Annotated in this window: 15 protein-coding genes; 13 read left to right on the top strand and 2 right to left on the bottom strand. The window is 53.0% G+C overall.

Translation table 11 applies throughout. From position 1 onward, the window contains the following. The first annotated feature begins 459 nt into the window (after window positions 1-459). From prdC to ABWQ15_RS09320, 11 genes are all read left to right on the top strand, one after another. On the top strand, window positions 460-1,788 hold the full coding sequence (gene prdC, locus ABWQ15_RS09370; protein WP_353908506.1) for a proline reductase-associated electron transfer protein PrdC: 1,329 nt from the start codon (window positions 460-462) through the stop codon (window positions 1,786-1,788). 165 nt (window positions 1,789-1,953) lie between these two features. Beyond that, window positions 1,954-3,810 carry a D-proline reductase (dithiol) proprotein PrdA gene (gene prdA, locus ABWQ15_RS09365; RefSeq protein WP_502919120.1) on the top strand — a complete coding sequence of 619 codons (1,857 nt, stop codon included), beginning with the start codon at window positions 1,954-1,956 and terminating at the stop codon, window positions 3,808-3,810. A 1-nt stretch (window position 3,811) separates the two neighbouring features. Further along, entirely contained in the window at window positions 3,812-4,102 is a 291-nt protein-coding gene (locus ABWQ15_RS09360) for a CBO2463/CBO2479 domain-containing protein (RefSeq protein ID WP_353908504.1), read from the top strand. Further along, complete coding sequence (gene prdB, locus ABWQ15_RS09355) at window positions 4,099-4,824, top strand: D-proline reductase (dithiol) protein PrdB (protein WP_353908503.1); 726 nt, start codon at window positions 4,099-4,101, stop codon at window positions 4,822-4,824. The genes ABWQ15_RS09360 and prdB overlap by 4 nt, the downstream gene beginning before the upstream one ends. Window positions 4,825-4,955: 131 nt before the next feature. Then, entirely contained in the window at window positions 4,956-5,720 is a 765-nt protein-coding gene (prdD, locus tag ABWQ15_RS09350; RefSeq protein WP_353908502.1) for a proline reductase cluster protein PrdD, read from the top strand. A gap of 138 nt (window positions 5,721-5,858) precedes the next feature. Then, the gene (locus ABWQ15_RS09345; RefSeq protein ID WP_353908501.1) at window positions 5,859-6,332 is read left to right on the top strand and encodes a glycine/sarcosine/betaine reductase component B subunit; all 474 of its coding nucleotides are present in this window, start codon (window positions 5,859-5,861) and stop codon (window positions 6,330-6,332) included. A 457-nt stretch (window positions 6,333-6,789) separates the two neighbouring features. Next, window positions 6,790-7,614, top strand: a complete 825-nt coding sequence (locus ABWQ15_RS09340) for a permease (RefSeq protein ID WP_353908500.1) — start codon at window positions 6,790-6,792, stop codon at window positions 7,612-7,614. Between the two features lie 184 nt (window positions 7,615-7,798). Then, window positions 7,799-8,326 carry a hypothetical protein gene (locus tag ABWQ15_RS09335; protein WP_353908499.1) on the top strand — a complete coding sequence of 176 codons (528 nt, stop codon included), beginning with the start codon at window positions 7,799-7,801 and terminating at the stop codon, window positions 8,324-8,326. Between the two features lie 302 nt (window positions 8,327-8,628). After that, complete coding sequence (locus tag ABWQ15_RS09330; RefSeq protein ID WP_353908509.1) at window positions 8,629-9,888, top strand: double-cubane-cluster-containing anaerobic reductase; 1,260 nt, start codon at window positions 8,629-8,631, stop codon at window positions 9,886-9,888. Next, window positions 9,888-10,142 (top strand): putative Se/S carrier protein, encoded by a 255-nt coding sequence (locus ABWQ15_RS09325; RefSeq protein WP_353908498.1) that lies wholly within the window; start codon window positions 9,888-9,890, stop codon window positions 10,140-10,142. Before ABWQ15_RS09330 ends, ABWQ15_RS09325 begins: the two co-directional genes overlap by 1 nt. Next, window positions 10,142-10,927 (top strand): acyl-CoA dehydratase activase, encoded by a 786-nt coding sequence (locus ABWQ15_RS09320; protein WP_353908497.1) that lies wholly within the window; start codon window positions 10,142-10,144, stop codon window positions 10,925-10,927. The genes ABWQ15_RS09325 and ABWQ15_RS09320 overlap by 1 nt, the downstream gene beginning before the upstream one ends. 147 nt (window positions 10,928-11,074) lie before the next feature. Here the strand turns inward: ABWQ15_RS09320 and ABWQ15_RS09315 are convergent, their stop codons facing one another. Both ABWQ15_RS09315 and ABWQ15_RS09310 read right to left on the bottom strand, forming a co-directional pair. Next, complete coding sequence (locus tag ABWQ15_RS09315) at window positions 11,075-11,902, bottom strand: hypothetical protein (RefSeq protein WP_353908496.1); 828 nt, start codon at window positions 11,900-11,902, stop codon at window positions 11,075-11,077. A 128-nt stretch (window positions 11,903-12,030) separates the two neighbouring features. Further along, a complete protein-coding gene (locus ABWQ15_RS09310; RefSeq protein ID WP_353908495.1) occupies window positions 12,031-12,345 on the bottom strand; it encodes a hypothetical protein in 315 nt (104 codons plus the stop codon). A gap of 331 nt (window positions 12,346-12,676) precedes the next feature. On the opposite strand from ABWQ15_RS09310, the gene ABWQ15_RS09305 reads away from it, so the two are divergent. Both ABWQ15_RS09305 and ABWQ15_RS09300 read left to right on the top strand, forming a co-directional pair. After that, complete coding sequence (locus tag ABWQ15_RS09305) at window positions 12,677-13,969, top strand: hypothetical protein (RefSeq protein ID WP_353908494.1); 1,293 nt, start codon at window positions 12,677-12,679, stop codon at window positions 13,967-13,969. Window positions 13,970-13,971: 2 nt separating this feature from the next. Then, window positions 13,972-14,676, top strand: a complete 705-nt coding sequence (locus ABWQ15_RS09300) for a DUF6320 domain-containing protein (protein WP_353908493.1) — start codon at window positions 13,972-13,974, stop codon at window positions 14,674-14,676. Window positions 14,677-14,807 lie beyond the last annotated feature (131 nt).

The following is a 14,807-nucleotide window of genomic DNA, read 5'->3' as shown; positions in this document are numbered from 1 at the left end:
AGAACCGACGGGCTTTTCTGCCTCCTCTGCCAGAATGCGCTAAACAGAAGCTCGCGACGCAAATTATTTTCTTGCGAGGCGTATTAAATTATTTTCCAATTAAGGATCACATTAAAAAAGTAAGCAAAAATAACGGTTTGAAATTGGCCATCCGAAACATTTAATTATTGGAAAATATTAGGTGATTTAGGCCGCAGTTTTATAGACACTGCACCGATTTCAAAAGAAGGCGCGGAACCTGAAGTTGGGCCGTTATTATCGTTTTTTCCTGAATTATTGAGAGGTTATGCTGAAAAATTTAGTTAATAACACGATTCTTGACAAATTATTATGGAGTGAATATACTAAAAATTAGTGAATGCTACCAAAACGAAGCTTTGCGAAATTTTTGTCCTATCTGAGCAGTATCTGGAGAAGCGGTAAAGTCATAGAATAATAAAGGAGGGGAAATGTAACATTATGGGCAACGTACAGTTTCTATTAAAGCAGCATGTCGGCGGGCCATGTAAGCCAGCGGTTAACGCTGGCGATTATGTAAAAAAGGGTACGCTGATTGCGGAACCGGCCGGGCTTGGCGCAAATATTTTTTCTAGTGTTTACGGGACAGTGGAATCTGTGGACGATCAGATGATCGTAGTTGTTCCCGACAAAGAGCAGCCCGAGGAATATGTGAAACTGGAAAAGATGAGCAGCAAACTCGACATGGTAAAAGCAGCAGGTCTTGTCGGTATGGGCGGCGCAGGCTTTCCAACCGGCGTAAAGCTGGGAACAGATCTTCAGGGCGGTTATATTTTGGTGAATGCCGCGGAATGCGAACCGGGCCTGCGTCATAATATGGTGCAGCTTGAGACGAAAGAGCTGTGTGAGAAGACAGTGCGCGGCGTGGAATACTGCATGGAGATTTCCAACGCCGCCAAAGCTATTTTTGCCATCAAGGCAAAGAATGAGGCTGCCGTAAAATCGTTGAAAGAAGCGATCAAGGACAAGCCCGCTATGTCCATTCATCTGCTGCCGGATATTTACCCGATGGGCGAAGAGCGCGCGGTTGTCCGCGAGTGTCTGGATATCCTTCTGGAGCCGGACAAGCTGCCCTCTGCGGCCCACGCCAACGTCTGCAATGTGGAGAGCGTACTGCGTGTGGCGGAGGCCGTTGAGGACTGCAAGCCGTGCTTCTCCAAAAACATGACGGTCATCGGCAAGCTGAACGGCGGAAACGCCCCGCATGTATTTATGGACGTGCCTATCGGCACCAGCGTCGGGGATCTGATTGAAAAGGCGGGCGGCATTGAAGGCGAGTACGGTGAGATCATTATGGGCGGCGCGTTCACCGGCCAGCCGACCACTCTGGAGTCTCCCGTCACCAAGACCACCGGCGGCATCATTGTAACAGTTCCTTTCCCCGATCTGCACGGCGCACCTGTCGGCCTTCTGGTTTGTGCCTGCGGCGGCTCTGAAGTGCGGATGCGCGATTTGGTCGCCAAGATGAACGGCAAAGTCGTTTCCGTTACGTTCTGCAAGCAAGCCGTGGAAGTCAAGCCCGGCGCTCCCCGCAAATGCGAAAATCCCGGCAATTGCCCCGGTCAGGCGGAGCGCTGCCTGACCATGAAGAAGGAAGGTTCCGAATATATCCTCATCGGCAACTGCTCCGACTGCTCCAACACCGTTATGGGCTCGGCGCCCAAGCTGGGACTCAAGGTGATGCATCAGACCGACCATGTCTGCCGCACGATTGGGCATAAACTGTATCGCCATTTGACCGTTTCAAAAACAGTGGAGCAGACTATCTGAGTGGACGCGGCATGCTCCCTATCGTACGGGGACTTTTGCACCCGCGCCGGGAGTCATTCATGTATGCTTCATCCGAGAGGATGTTGCAAATAAAGATGGCCGTCGAAGCATGGCCATAAAAATTAAAAAGGAGGTAAAAACGTGTCTATTTCTCTTGATTATGCGATGGAACACAAAAATGATCCTGCTGTTTTGTGTTGCCGCACAGAGGCTGGTGTCGTACTGAGCGAACACAACCTGGAAGATCCCGCAATTTTTGACGATCTTGTGGATTCCAATTTGCTGAAGCTGGATGGTGCCCTGACAATCGGCCAGGTTATCGGAGCAAAAATGACAAAGACCTGCGATTCCCTGACCCCGCTTACCCCTGATAGTGTGGAGGGCTTTAAAGCAGCGCCTGCCGCTGAGAAAGCTCCTGCGGTGCCTGCCGCCGCCGAAGAGGCTGCTCCCGCGCCCGCTGCTGTGGCCGTTCCTATGGCCGTTCCTATGGCCACAATGGCAGGCGGCATCCTGAAGCTGCACATTGACGAAGGAAAGGGCATCGACATTGAGCTTCCCCTTGGTATGGGTTCCGCCGTTGCCACGGCAGGCGCACCCGTCGCCATGGAGGTAGGGCCAGCTGAATTGCCAGCTAAGGGGGCCGACGAGGAAAAAATCGTCCGCTCCCTGATTCGCAAGCACTACAAGATCACCGAGGTTAAAAGAGGTCCCGAGACCAAGATTGAGGGCACGACGCTGTTCATCCGCGAGGGCATTGAAAAAGAGGCGATCGACTCTCAGGAATTGGTGCACAATCTGAAGATTGACATCATCACTCCCGATCTGTATCACAACTATTCCGATACCATTATGGATGTTCAGCCAATCGCAACCAAGGAAGGCGAGGACATTCTGGGCACCGGTACGACGCGTGTTCTGGACGGCGTCGTGATGATGGTCTCCGGAACGGACGACGACGGCGTTCAAATTGGCGAATTTGGTTCTTCCGAAGGCTTCATGGATGAAAACATCTGCTGGGGCCGTCCCGGCTGCCCGGATAAAGGCGAGATTTTCATCAAGACCGAGGTAACCATTGCGGAAAAGACCAACATGGAACGCCCGGGCCCGCTGGCCGCTCACAGAGCAACCGACCTGATTACCCAGGAGATTCGTATGGCGCTCAAGACGCTGGAGGATGATCTGGTTGTCAACACTGAGACCTTTAACCAGGTTCGCCGCCCGGGCAAGAAGAAGGTTGTGATTGTCAAGGAGATCATGGGACAGGGCGCAATGCACGATAATCTGCTGTTGCCCCAGGAGCCTGTCGGGACCCTTGGCGCAAAGCCGAATGTCGACATGGGCAATGTCCCCATCGTCGTCAATCCGTTGGAAGTTTTGGACGGCTGCATCCATGCCCTGACCTGCATTGGCCCGGCTTCCAAGGAAATGTCCCGTCATTACTGGAGAGAACCCCTGGTTCTGGAAGCCCTGCATGATCACGATGTTGACCTGTGCGGCGTTGTATTTGTCGGATCTCCCCAGATCAACAGTGAGAAGTTCTATGTTTCCCGCCGCGTGGGCCAGACCGTTGAAAGCATGGATGTTGACGGCGCATTTGTGACCACGGAAGGCTTCGGCAATAACCACATCGACTTTGCCTCCCATATTGAACAGATCGGTATGCGGGGAATTCCTGTGGTTGGAATGTCCTTCTGCGCCGTTCAGGGCGCGCTGGTTGTCGGTAACAAGTATATGACGCATATGATCGACAATAATAAGTCTGAAAAGGGCATTGAGAACGAAGTCTTGGGCAATAACACGCTGTGCCCCGAAGACGCAGTCCGCGCTCTTGACATGCTGAAGTCATTTATGACCGGCGAGGAAGTCGAGAAGGCCGAGAAGAAGTGGAATCCCAATGTAAAGTCCAATAACATTGAACTGATTGAGAGTGCCACCGGTAAGAAATTCGATCGGGCTGAGAACGAGTGGTCTTTGCCGTTGAGTGAGAAACGCCAGAAAAAGTACGGCGATGAACCCCGGTAAAATGAAGTACGGTGATAAAATCATCTACATGGAGGGCGTCATCGTCGAAATTCATGACGGCAGCGTTGGGATTGATCTCAAAGGCCGGCTTGGATTTCTGAGTATTCCTGTGCGGATGCTGATTAGTGACTCCGAGCTTAAGATTGGACAGGAAGTCGGCTGGAATATGAGCTTTCCTGAACAGCTTTCACCTGAAGTCAATGAGAGCTATTTCAGCAATTTGGATGCGTATAAGAAGCGGCAAGCCGAGATGACTGCTGCAAAAAATGCTAAAAAGGAGGATCCAAAGTGAGTTACACTGTTATCAAGGGCTTACAATCTGAAATTTTTGTGCCCATTACCCCGCCATCCGTTTGGGCTCCGGTGACGAAGCCAATTAACGAGTGGGTTGTTGCCATAGCCACTGCGGCTGGCGTCCATCAGAAGGATCAGGAGCGCTTTAACCTTTCCGGTGATTTTACCTGGAGAGAGGTTCGTGACACGACGCCTCCCGACCAGCTGATGGTTTCTCACGGTGGTTACGATAACTCCGATGTGAACAAGGACATCAACTGCATGTTCCCCTATGAGCGCCTGCATGAGCTGGCAGAGGCCGGTTTCATCAAGGCTACCGCTCCGATCCACTGCACCTTCATGGGCGGCGGCGGAGACCAGGAGAAATTCAAAAATGAGACGGGACCCGCAATTGCAAGGCGCCTGAAAGAGGAAGGCGTCGATGTGGTCCTGATGACCGCTGGGTGAGGTACCTGCCACCGCTCTGCAGTTCTGGTGCAGAGAGCAATTGAAGAGGCCGGTATTCCTACCGTCATTATCGCTGCGCTTCCTCCCGTTGTTCGTCAGACCGGTACGCCCCGTGCCACCGCTCCGCGGGTGCCGATGGGCGCGAACGCCGGCCAGCCGCACAACATTGCGATGCAGACCGGCATCGTCAAGGATAGCCTGCAGTTCCTGCATGATTGCCAGACTCCAGGCAAGATTTTGGATTTGCCCTACGAGTATGTTGCGAAGGTCTAAAAGTTAACCCTGAAATAGGGCTGTCGCTGCGCGGCAGCCCTATTTCCCACTGAAAGATGGAGCGATTCTGTTTGCTCTTGTGTACGCGGCTGATTTTTTGCCGTGATATCATTCGTCAGGAGATGAGACTTATGGACGAAGAGATTAAACTGCGCCGCTTGGTCATTAAGGCGTACCATATGGACAAGGTGGAATGGGGCAACTGCAATAAGATTTCCACTGATGGTGTCATGACCGTCAGCAAGGAGATGCTGGATGGCCTTGTGTCTAAGTATTCTCAGATTCACAGCATCGACGTTCAGCTGATCCGCCCCGGCGATCTTGACCGCTGGACCAATACCATTATGGATATCATTCCAATATCCGCCAAGGTACTCGGTTCGATTGGCGAAGGCATTACGCATACCGTTACAGGCGTATATGTGCTGCTGACCGGCGTGGATGTGCAAGGCGAACAGGCCCATGAATTTGGCTCTTCGGAGGGAAATCTACGTGATGTGCTGTTTCTCGGGCGTGCCGGCACCCCGGGCGAAAACGATTATATGATTTCTTTCGACATCACCTTCAATGCCGAAATGGGACAGGAACGCGTCGGGGTCACAGCCGCCCATGCCGCTTGTGATGAATTTATCCAATCTTTCCGTGATCCGCTCAAGCGCTTCAATGGAGACGCCTGCACCGAACGCCACACGTATTACGACACCATCCGGCCCGGAAAGAAAAAAGTCGTCATTATGAAGCAAACCGCCGGTCAGGGAGCTATGTATGATACCCATTTATTTGGCAGGGAGCCTTCCGGCGCATTAGGCAGTCACTCCATCATTGAAATGGGTAATATGCCTGTCTTGGTGACTCCCAATGAGTATCGTGACGGAATTATCCATTCCATGCAGTAAGTCCCCAAACAGGGTCAAGGGCATGGCGGCGGCGGAATTGCCGCAATCTGCAGACCTTTGGATATTTTCTGCCGACTGCACATCTCTGCCGCTGCGCAGATGGAACGTATTACCTATTATAAGAGGAGGAAACAGAATATGGGTATCGGTCCTTCTACTAAGGAAACATCCTTGCATCATTTTCGTGATCCCCTTTTAAGTGTGGTATCAGCCGATGACGATCTGGATTTAATGGGCATCATTCTTGTGGGGACTCCGGATGTCAGTGAGGATAAGCTACGGGTTAGTACGCGTGCCGCTGTTATGGCGGCGGCGATGCGTCCGGATGGAGTCATCACTTCGACTGACGGCTGGGGAAACAGTGATGTCGATTACTGCAATATGGTGGAGCAGGTGGGGCGGCAGGGAATCCCTGTCACAGGCCTTCATTTTACCGGGACCTGCGGCCGCTTTGTGGTCTCCAACGACTTCCTGGGTAACATTCTGGACATGAACAAAGGCGTTGGAACAGAGACCAGCCGGGTGGGGGAAAATGCCGTCAACGAAATAGATGCCCGTAAGGCGGTTGCACGATTAAAACTTATGATGCGTAAGGCCGAGCAAAAGAAATAACCGAATGCGTTCCAGATATTCGAGCATTTGCTGATGGCGGCAGTGAAAATCGAACCGCTTATCCTATGTGATCCGTTCAAACTCTGCAAAAAAGCGGAATATATACAGCTTGCCCCATCATACGGTTATGCATATAGTTTGGCCTTCGTGTGCGTATGTTGTCGAACATCCGGACATGAAAAGGTATTCTCTGCAATTTTCCTTAATTTTTTTCCAATTTAACCAAAGTATTGCGGCAACTTTAAAAAAATATTAGTAAAAACATAAAAAAATCCATTGACACGCATAGAAAATCCTGCTATTCTTTGAATGGAGTTTGGCAAGAGAATCGTTCTATTCTCAAGCCTTCTTTTCGTACTCATAGGAAAGTTTTTTGGGGAGGGAAATTTTATGGTATTGGCACTTCAAATTATTCTCGCGATCTGCTTCTTTGTTATTCTGTTCGACTACATAATGAATGTCAGGGAAAAACCACAAGGGCGAATTCAAGGGTGTTTCCGGAAAAAAATGGGCATGGGCATTTGGCATCGGCATTTTTGCAAACCTGCTGGATACGCTGGGCATCGGTTCCTTTGCAACCTCTACTTTCCTTTATAAAGCATCCAAAAGCTGCCCAGATGAGCTATTGCCAGGAACTCTGAATGTCGGTGACACCTTCCCGGTGATTGTGGAAGCGCTGGTATTCACCACCGCAGTTGATTGCGACGGTCTGACGCTGGTTCTGATGTGCATTGCGGCAATGATCGGCTCCTATCTGATGGCCGGTATCGTCTGCAAGTGGGACGTGAATAAGATCCGCTATGTCATGGGCGCCGCCATGCTGTGTGTTGCCGTTGTGATGGCTTGCAAGAATGCCGGCGTCGGCCCCTTTGGCCTGATCGGCACAGCTACCGGCCTGCGCGGTTTCAAGCTGGTCATCGCCGTGCTTGTAAACTTCATTCTGGGTGCTCTTATGGATGTCGGTTTTGGCCTGTACGCTCCCTGCATGGCACTTCTGCTGCTGCTGGGTTGTGATGCTTCCGTTACATTCCCCATCTTCATGAGTTCCTGCGCTCTGCTGATGCCCGCTTGCTCCCTCAAGTTCATCAAGGAGTCCAAGTACGATGTGGTCTGCGTCATGGGCAACCTGATCGGCGGCATCATCGGCGTTATTCTTGCATGCACCATCGTGACCAGTCTGCCCATCCACGCGCTGATTTGGGTGGTCTGCTGCGTCCTGATCTACACGTCCGTCATGATGTTCCGCGACGCCTCGAAGTCTAAGAAGTCGGTCGCGCAGTAATTCATGATCAATAACCGAACCGAGTACTGAAAAGAAAACCGCTCGATCAAAATCGAGCGGTTTTCCTTTACCGCTCTCTTCAGAAAGTTCTGCGTGAGTGGAGTAAATATACACCTATCAGGCGGATGAGTTTGGAGTTTGCACTATAGCGAAAGCGTTTTTATGATCTTGGAGGGAATACCCCATGTTTCAAAATGAATACTGTATGGATATCAACCGGTATCGACATTGGACAAGTCCGATTCTGACAAAGGCAAAGGGCTTCCGGTTTTGGCTGCTGCTGACCCTGATCGGCCTGCCCACGGCTTGCGTGCTCTATGCAACCGGTGCAAAGCAGAGTTTTAAATCGGCGGCGCTTCTGATTACGTTGGCGGCATTTTACCGAGGATTTCTGTTCCGTCCCATGTACGCCAACAAACAGTTCCGCTTGCTGTCGGCACAATTCAAAAAAAAGTCCTGGATGACAAAAGTCGTGATAAGCGATACCATTCAACTTTTTATGGATGGAGAGCTAAATAACGAGGTTCAATGGAGCCAGGTAGACAAACTGGTGGAAGCTAAGTCCTATTTTGACCTGGAGGTCGACGGCGACTATCTCCGCCTCGACAAAGCAACGTTTACACAGGGGGATGCCGAGAGCTTTCTTACTTATATGAAAGAGTGCCACCCAGAGATTCCGTACCAGGAGGAGAAGCCGGAGTTCAATCGTTGATTTGACGGCACCGTTGTCCACACGCTGAATGCGGTAGCGGGCGTTGTGGTCCCATAGCAGCCCGGTCAGATCTTTTTTGTCTTTTCCAAACCTCGTCGGCTAATTTGACGTACCTGAATAAATTTTAATCGCTTTCATAAATCATAAGGTCAGCTTTCAAGGTATCTATCAATTGGATTATTCCGCACGTTGGAGCTATGATGAAACTATACCCGTCAGGGTTTATAAAGTCAGCAAGCCATTAGCTTTATTAAAAATTATGAAACAAGGGGGACCAAGTTGTGGCAGACAAGAATCATGAGATGTGGGAAAATCTGGGAATGGATCTGGAGACGCACGATCAACTCTGCTCCGTGCTCCCAACGGCTTTCGGCGACGTATTCCTGAGTCAGGAGAACCGTCCTGCAGGGATGGATTATTTCAATATGGTGGCGGCAGATATTCACGGTCTGCGTCCGGCGGAGCTGATTGACGAACAGAAGAAGGGCCGCAAGGTTTTCGGTACCTTCTGCGTCTTCGTGCCCGACGAGGTGATCATCGCCGCCGACGGCATCGTCACCGGCCTTTGCGGCGGCTCTCAATTCTGGGTACCCGAGGGCGAGAAGGTCCTACCCTCCAATACCTGCCCGCTCATCAAGGCGTCTTTGGGCGCGCGGTTGGGAAAGACCTGCCCCTACTTCCGCATCGCGGATATGTATGTAGGCGAAACCACCTGCGACGGTAAGAAAAAGGCCTATGAGATTCTGGGTGAAGACGTACCCATGCACATCATGCACCTGCCCCATGGGAAGCGCCCGCAGGACATGTCCGCATGGTCGGATGAAATCCGCCTGTTCATTAAGCGGGTGGAGGAGTTTACCGGCAACACCGTGACGCTGGACAAGCTGAACGAGTCCATCAAGCTTATCAACGCCAAGCGCCACGCGCTGGAGCGGCTGTATAACTGCCGGAAAAACGCGAACGTACCCATCAGTGGACGAGATACCCTGCTCATCATGCAGATCGCCTTCTTCGATGACCCGGCCCGCCTGACTCAGATGGTCAACAAGCTGTGCGATGAATTGGAGGCCCGCATCGCCGAAGGCGTTTCCATTGCCCCCAAGAAGGCTCCCCGCATCCTCATCACCGGCACACCGCTGGCCGTTCCAAACTGGAAGATGCACAACATCATCGAGTCCTCCGGGGCCGTGGTGGTCTGTGAGGAAAACTGCACCGGCACCCGTTATTTCGCACACGAGGTGAAGGAGGACAACAAGACGCTGGACGAGGCTGTGGATGCGCTGACCGAGCGGTATTTGGGCAACATCCACTGCGCCTGCTTTACACCCAACCCCGGTCGTCTGGACGATATCGTTCGTTTGGCCAAGGAGTATCAGGTGGACGGTGTGATCGATCTGAACCTGAAGTTTTGCACCCTCTATGACACGGAGGGCCGCCTTGTGGAGCGCCGCCTGAAGGAAGAGGGCATCCCCTGCCTGGGCCTCGAGACTGATTACACCGACAACGACGCCGAGCAGCTGCGCACCCGTGTGGAGGCGTTTTTGGAGCTGCTGCGGGGCTGATGACGGCCTATTACATTCTCTTCGACAACCATGAACAGGCGATACGGCTGCACGGCACGCTGCATGAGGCGGGATTGCCCACGACAATCTCCCCCACACCCCGGCAGGCCAGCGTATGCTGCGGCGTGTCGCTGATGGTTCCGGAAAACGAGATAGAAAGGGTGCGCGCATACCTTGCGGACCATTCTTGCATTTACAAGTCGGTGGAGCGGGTGGAGCAGGAGTTCAATGCGCGCCGGGACATATACTGCTGATGCATTATATCGGAATTGATATTGGCTCCACCGCCGCCAAGGTCTATGTGCAGGGAGCGGAGACCGCCTGGCGGTTTTCCCTGCCCACTGGCTGGAGCAGCCGGGAGACAGCGCGTCTGATCGAACAGCAGCTGAGAGGCGAGGGAATCGACGTGGCGGACAAGACGCATGTGCGCGTGGCCTCCACGGGCTATGGCCGTCAGGCGGTGGAGTACGCCGACGACGTGATCACGGAGATCACCTGCCACGGCCGGGGCGGAAGCCGTCTTGCCGGGGGAGACTGCACCGTGATCGACGTGGGCGGGCAGGACACCAAGATCATCTGTATGGAAAATGGCGCGGTGGCTGATTTTTTGATGAACGACAAATGTGCCGCAGGTACCGGAAAGTTCATTGAAGTAATGGCGAACCGGCTGAATGTGGAGCTGGACGAGCTGTTTTCTCTGGCCTCTACGGGGACGGTCCTCTCCATCAGCTCGCTGTGCACCGTGTTTGCCGAGTCCGAGGTCATCAATCTGATTGGCGCGGGTAACCGGCGGGAGGACATCGCCGCCGGGATCGTGGATTCCGTGGCGGCGAAGGTAGCTGGGATGTGTGCCAAGCGCACGGTCGCCCAGCGGGTCATCCTCACGGGCGGGCTTGCGCAGAACGACTTTTTTGTCGAAACGCTGGGCCGCAAAATCAAGCGTACGATCCTCCGGCATCCGGATGCCCGCTATGCAGGCGCCATCGGTGCAATGCTGACGGCACAGCGCCGCGGCGAACGGGGCGAACGGGGCGGATAATGCAGGCGTTTTGAATTTTTCGCGGTTTAAACAAGTATCCCGCCATTTCCTTTTTGGAAATGGCGGGATACTTCTGCACTTATTATGTCTCTATTTACCTTGCGGATAGCTCTCTATTTTATGGCAGACCCGCTCTGGTAAACTTTTTCAGCAGCAGTCGCAGGGGGTATTGTCGCAGACGTATTCGGGTGTGCCTATAATCTGAATGTCCTGATCAATTCCGAGCTTATCAATAATATCTTCAAAGAGTGAGAATTTCACCATGGTGGTCCAGATGGTGGTGGTAGCACTGGCACTGGCCAGATATTGATCGAGCACATCCACTTCGGGAGTCAGATTTCTCAAGACAATATAGGACTGAAGCGTCGGGTCATCCAGCTCGCACTTCCGCAGAACCGAGCTGAAGCTGGACAGCGGAATCGTGACGGTATATTCAAAGTTGGCATAGGCAGTTGCCGCCTGGTTGTATTTGATCACCAACTGTTCATATGGAAGCGCTACGTTTTGATGCTGAATAATCGGCGTACCGGCCGTGGGATTCAGAACGGTGGCGTCTACGAACGCTTTTGTGGTTGCGGCATTGTACTGTGTGAATGCCGAAAGGTCTCTTGGCAGCGTCAGCACATCAAATGTGTTGTCTTCGTATTCCACAATCAGAACCAGTTCAAAATCGAGGATCACCCTTGATTTCTGCGTGCAAAGAATGGTATTTCTCGGGTCTCCGTCGAGAACCCTTTTGCAGAGTTTCAAGCACCTTACCGGGGAACCGTAGTCCGTGTTGGGCGAATCAGCGTTTGCATCGGCGCCGTGGTTGATGATATAGAGCGTTAACGGGGCCTTCGTGCCAAGGGGCACCGGGGGATTCGCGGTTGAATAGTTTTCCTGGAAGACTTCCTGCATCTGAAGCAATTCGGCTTTCGCCAAAATTCTTCGAGCAAATATATCAAGGGTCTCTGGAGCTAAGTCGTTGCTCATAGTATTTCACTCCTAAACTAAAAGGTTAGAAAAGGAAATGTATCACTTCCTTTTTCAGTATATGCGAATCAGCGGCTAATGTTTAAACTACAATACAGGGAAACCAGCGGGGCAGCTTCATTTACTGATTACTTCTTTAGCTGCCAAAAGGCGGGTTTTTTACCCGCAGCCTCTTTTTCCTCCAAGCAGCTAAGTAAATTATCCGTTTTTTGACTCTGCTCTAGAACTAAGTCATTCAATGCATGAATATCAGCGCTGATTTCAGCCAATTTGTTCAGAATTTCAGTTTGCTTGGCAACTTCGCTACTATTGGCGTGTTTTCCGGTATTTTCGGCATCTTTCTTTAATTTTGCAGCGTCAGGCGGCATACCAACCGCGCTCGTCTCATTTTCCCGAACTAAGGGTCTCCATGCGCTTTTGTAATTCTGATAAAATTCGTCCATACCATCACCGTCCCGGTAGAAATTAATGTAAAAGCAAAATCTTTACAACATTATATTCCGACCGACCGTTTTCTGTTCCGCAAGAGCTTCCAGCTCATTCCGTTTCGGCGGAAAACGAAGCAGCGGCGAGGAACGATTCTCCTCCAGACTATGCAGCACGGCTCAAAACCCGTCCCCTTGCAGCGAGTGTCCGCACATGATACAATAGGGATAAAGTGGCTATACTTGATTCATGCCATTTATTCCGCCGCTGAAGCGGCAGCCGAAAATATGTCATACCGTGTGCGCACCGCCGACACGGTATAATGTCAAAAAAGAGGGGGGCGCCGCCGTGGCAAAAAAGAAGCAGTGGTACAAGCTGGACAATGCAGGCGTACTCTACTCCGCCATTCAGCGGGAGGAGTATTCCGCCGTGTACCGCTTCTCCGCCGTGATGGCGAAGCCGGTGATCTCCGCCGCCCTGCAAAATGCCATCGACGCCGTGATGCCCCGGTTTCCCGGCTTTGCCATGCGCATCCGGCGGGGTCTTTTCTGGTATTATTTTGAGCCCAACACCGCTCCGGGACCTTTTTTGAAGCCGGATGTGGCCGACCCCTGCCAGCCCATTCGGTTTCATGAGGACGCGGGGTGGCTGGTCCGGTTTTACTACTATCAAAACCGCATCTCCTTCGAGGCATTTCACGCTCTGGCAGACGGCGTGGGGGCGCTGACATTTTTCCGGACGCTGCTGGCCGAATACCTGCGCCAAACCGGCGCGTCTGTCCCGGCGGGTGAGGGTGTGCTGGACCTGAACGAGTCGCCCCGACAGGAGGAGATGGAGGACGCCTATGCACGTTATGTCGGACCCGTCGCCCGGAGACTGCCTCTGGTGAAACACGCCTATTCCAACCGGGGTCAGGCGGAGCCGTTTTACACCTTCCATGTCACTATGGGCTTTCTCCCGGTTGATCAGCTTCGGGAAAAGGCCCGGAGCTACCAGGTGTCGGTCACGGAGTATCTGGCGGCAGTGCTTTTGTGGGTGCTGGCGGAAAAGCAGCGCGGGGAGAACTATCACCGGATGCGGCCGGTCACGCTGGCGGTGCCGGTTAACCTGCGGTCCTATTTCCCGTCGGATACCCTTCGGAACTTTCTTGTCACCGTCCAGCCGGGCTTTGACCCGGCACTGGGAAAATACAGTTTTGGGGAAGTGGCAACGCAGGTACACCATTATATGAGGCTGCATACCACGCCGCAGGAGATGCGCTCACAGATCACCCTGAACGTCCGGTACCAGTCCAACCCGGCGCTGCAATTGATTCCACGGGTGCTGAAAAACCCCCTCGTGGCCCATAATTACCGGACCCGGGGCGTGCGCCCCTTCTCCGCCACCTTTACAAATCCCGGCGCGTTTACCGTACCGGAAGCCATGCGCCCCCATATCGGCCAGATGGAGGTGGTGCTGGGGCAGGCCACCGTCCCCCGGCCACATGTGGCCTCCATTAGCTACGGCAACATCATGGAGATCACCGTGGCGGGAACACAGAAGGACGTGGACTTGGAGCGGGAGTTTTTTCGCTTTCTGGTGCAGGAAGGACTTCCCGTCCGCGTTGAGAGCAACCGGACCGATACCGGAAGGAGGGTATAGAGATGCCTTATTGCGTACACTGCGGCGTGGAGCTGAACCCCGCCGTGAAGACCTGCCCCCTGTGCGGTACAGCGGTGAATGACCCAGCCGCCTGCCCGGCGGAGGACCGGCCGTCCTTTTTTCCCACCCGGCGGGCAGAGGTGGCTCCGGTGACGCGAAATGCCGCGGCGCTGTTAATCACATCCATGCTGGCGTCGGTGAGCTTGTGCTGCGCCCTTTTGAATCTGGTGCTGAAACCCCAGTATCAGTGGAATCTCTTTGTGGTGGGTGCGGCGGTGATGCTGTGGATCTGGTTTGTTCTGCCGCTGTTGGTCAATCGCTGGGTGCCTGTGTGGATACGGCTTACCTTCGATGTGGGCGCGGTGGCGGTGTACGTTGCCTTGATTGCCCTGGCGATGAACGGGTGGACTTGGTTTCGCGGTCTCGCGGTACCGATCTTGATATTGGCTGCGGTGGAGGTTTGCGCCCTGGGCTGGCTTCTCAGGCGGGGACACTCCGTGCTGACCACCGTGACGCTGAGCCTTACCGCCATGGGCATGTTCTGCGTGGGGGTGGAGGCCTGCGGCGACCTGTACTTTTACGGCGAATGGTCGCCGGTCTGGTCTTTGGTGGTACTGGCCACCTGTATGGGGCTTTGTATCCCACTGCTGGTGATACGGCGGGTGCCATCGCTTCGGGAGGAAGTTCGCAGAAGATTTCATTTCTGATATTAAAATCTATAGAGGTGGATAAATCTTTCCCAGCGCGAAGCTCGCTGCTATTGTATAAGACGGATTTTGCGCTTGAAGCAAGCGCAAAATCCGTCCCTGCACTTCCGTATTAAAAGCTGCCGTCCCGA

This window comes from Oscillibacter sp. (assembly GCF_040505565.1).
Lineage (GTDB): Bacteria > Bacillota > Clostridia > Oscillospirales > Oscillospiraceae > Oscillibacter.
This window is presented reverse-complemented; position numbering and strand designations above follow the sequence as displayed.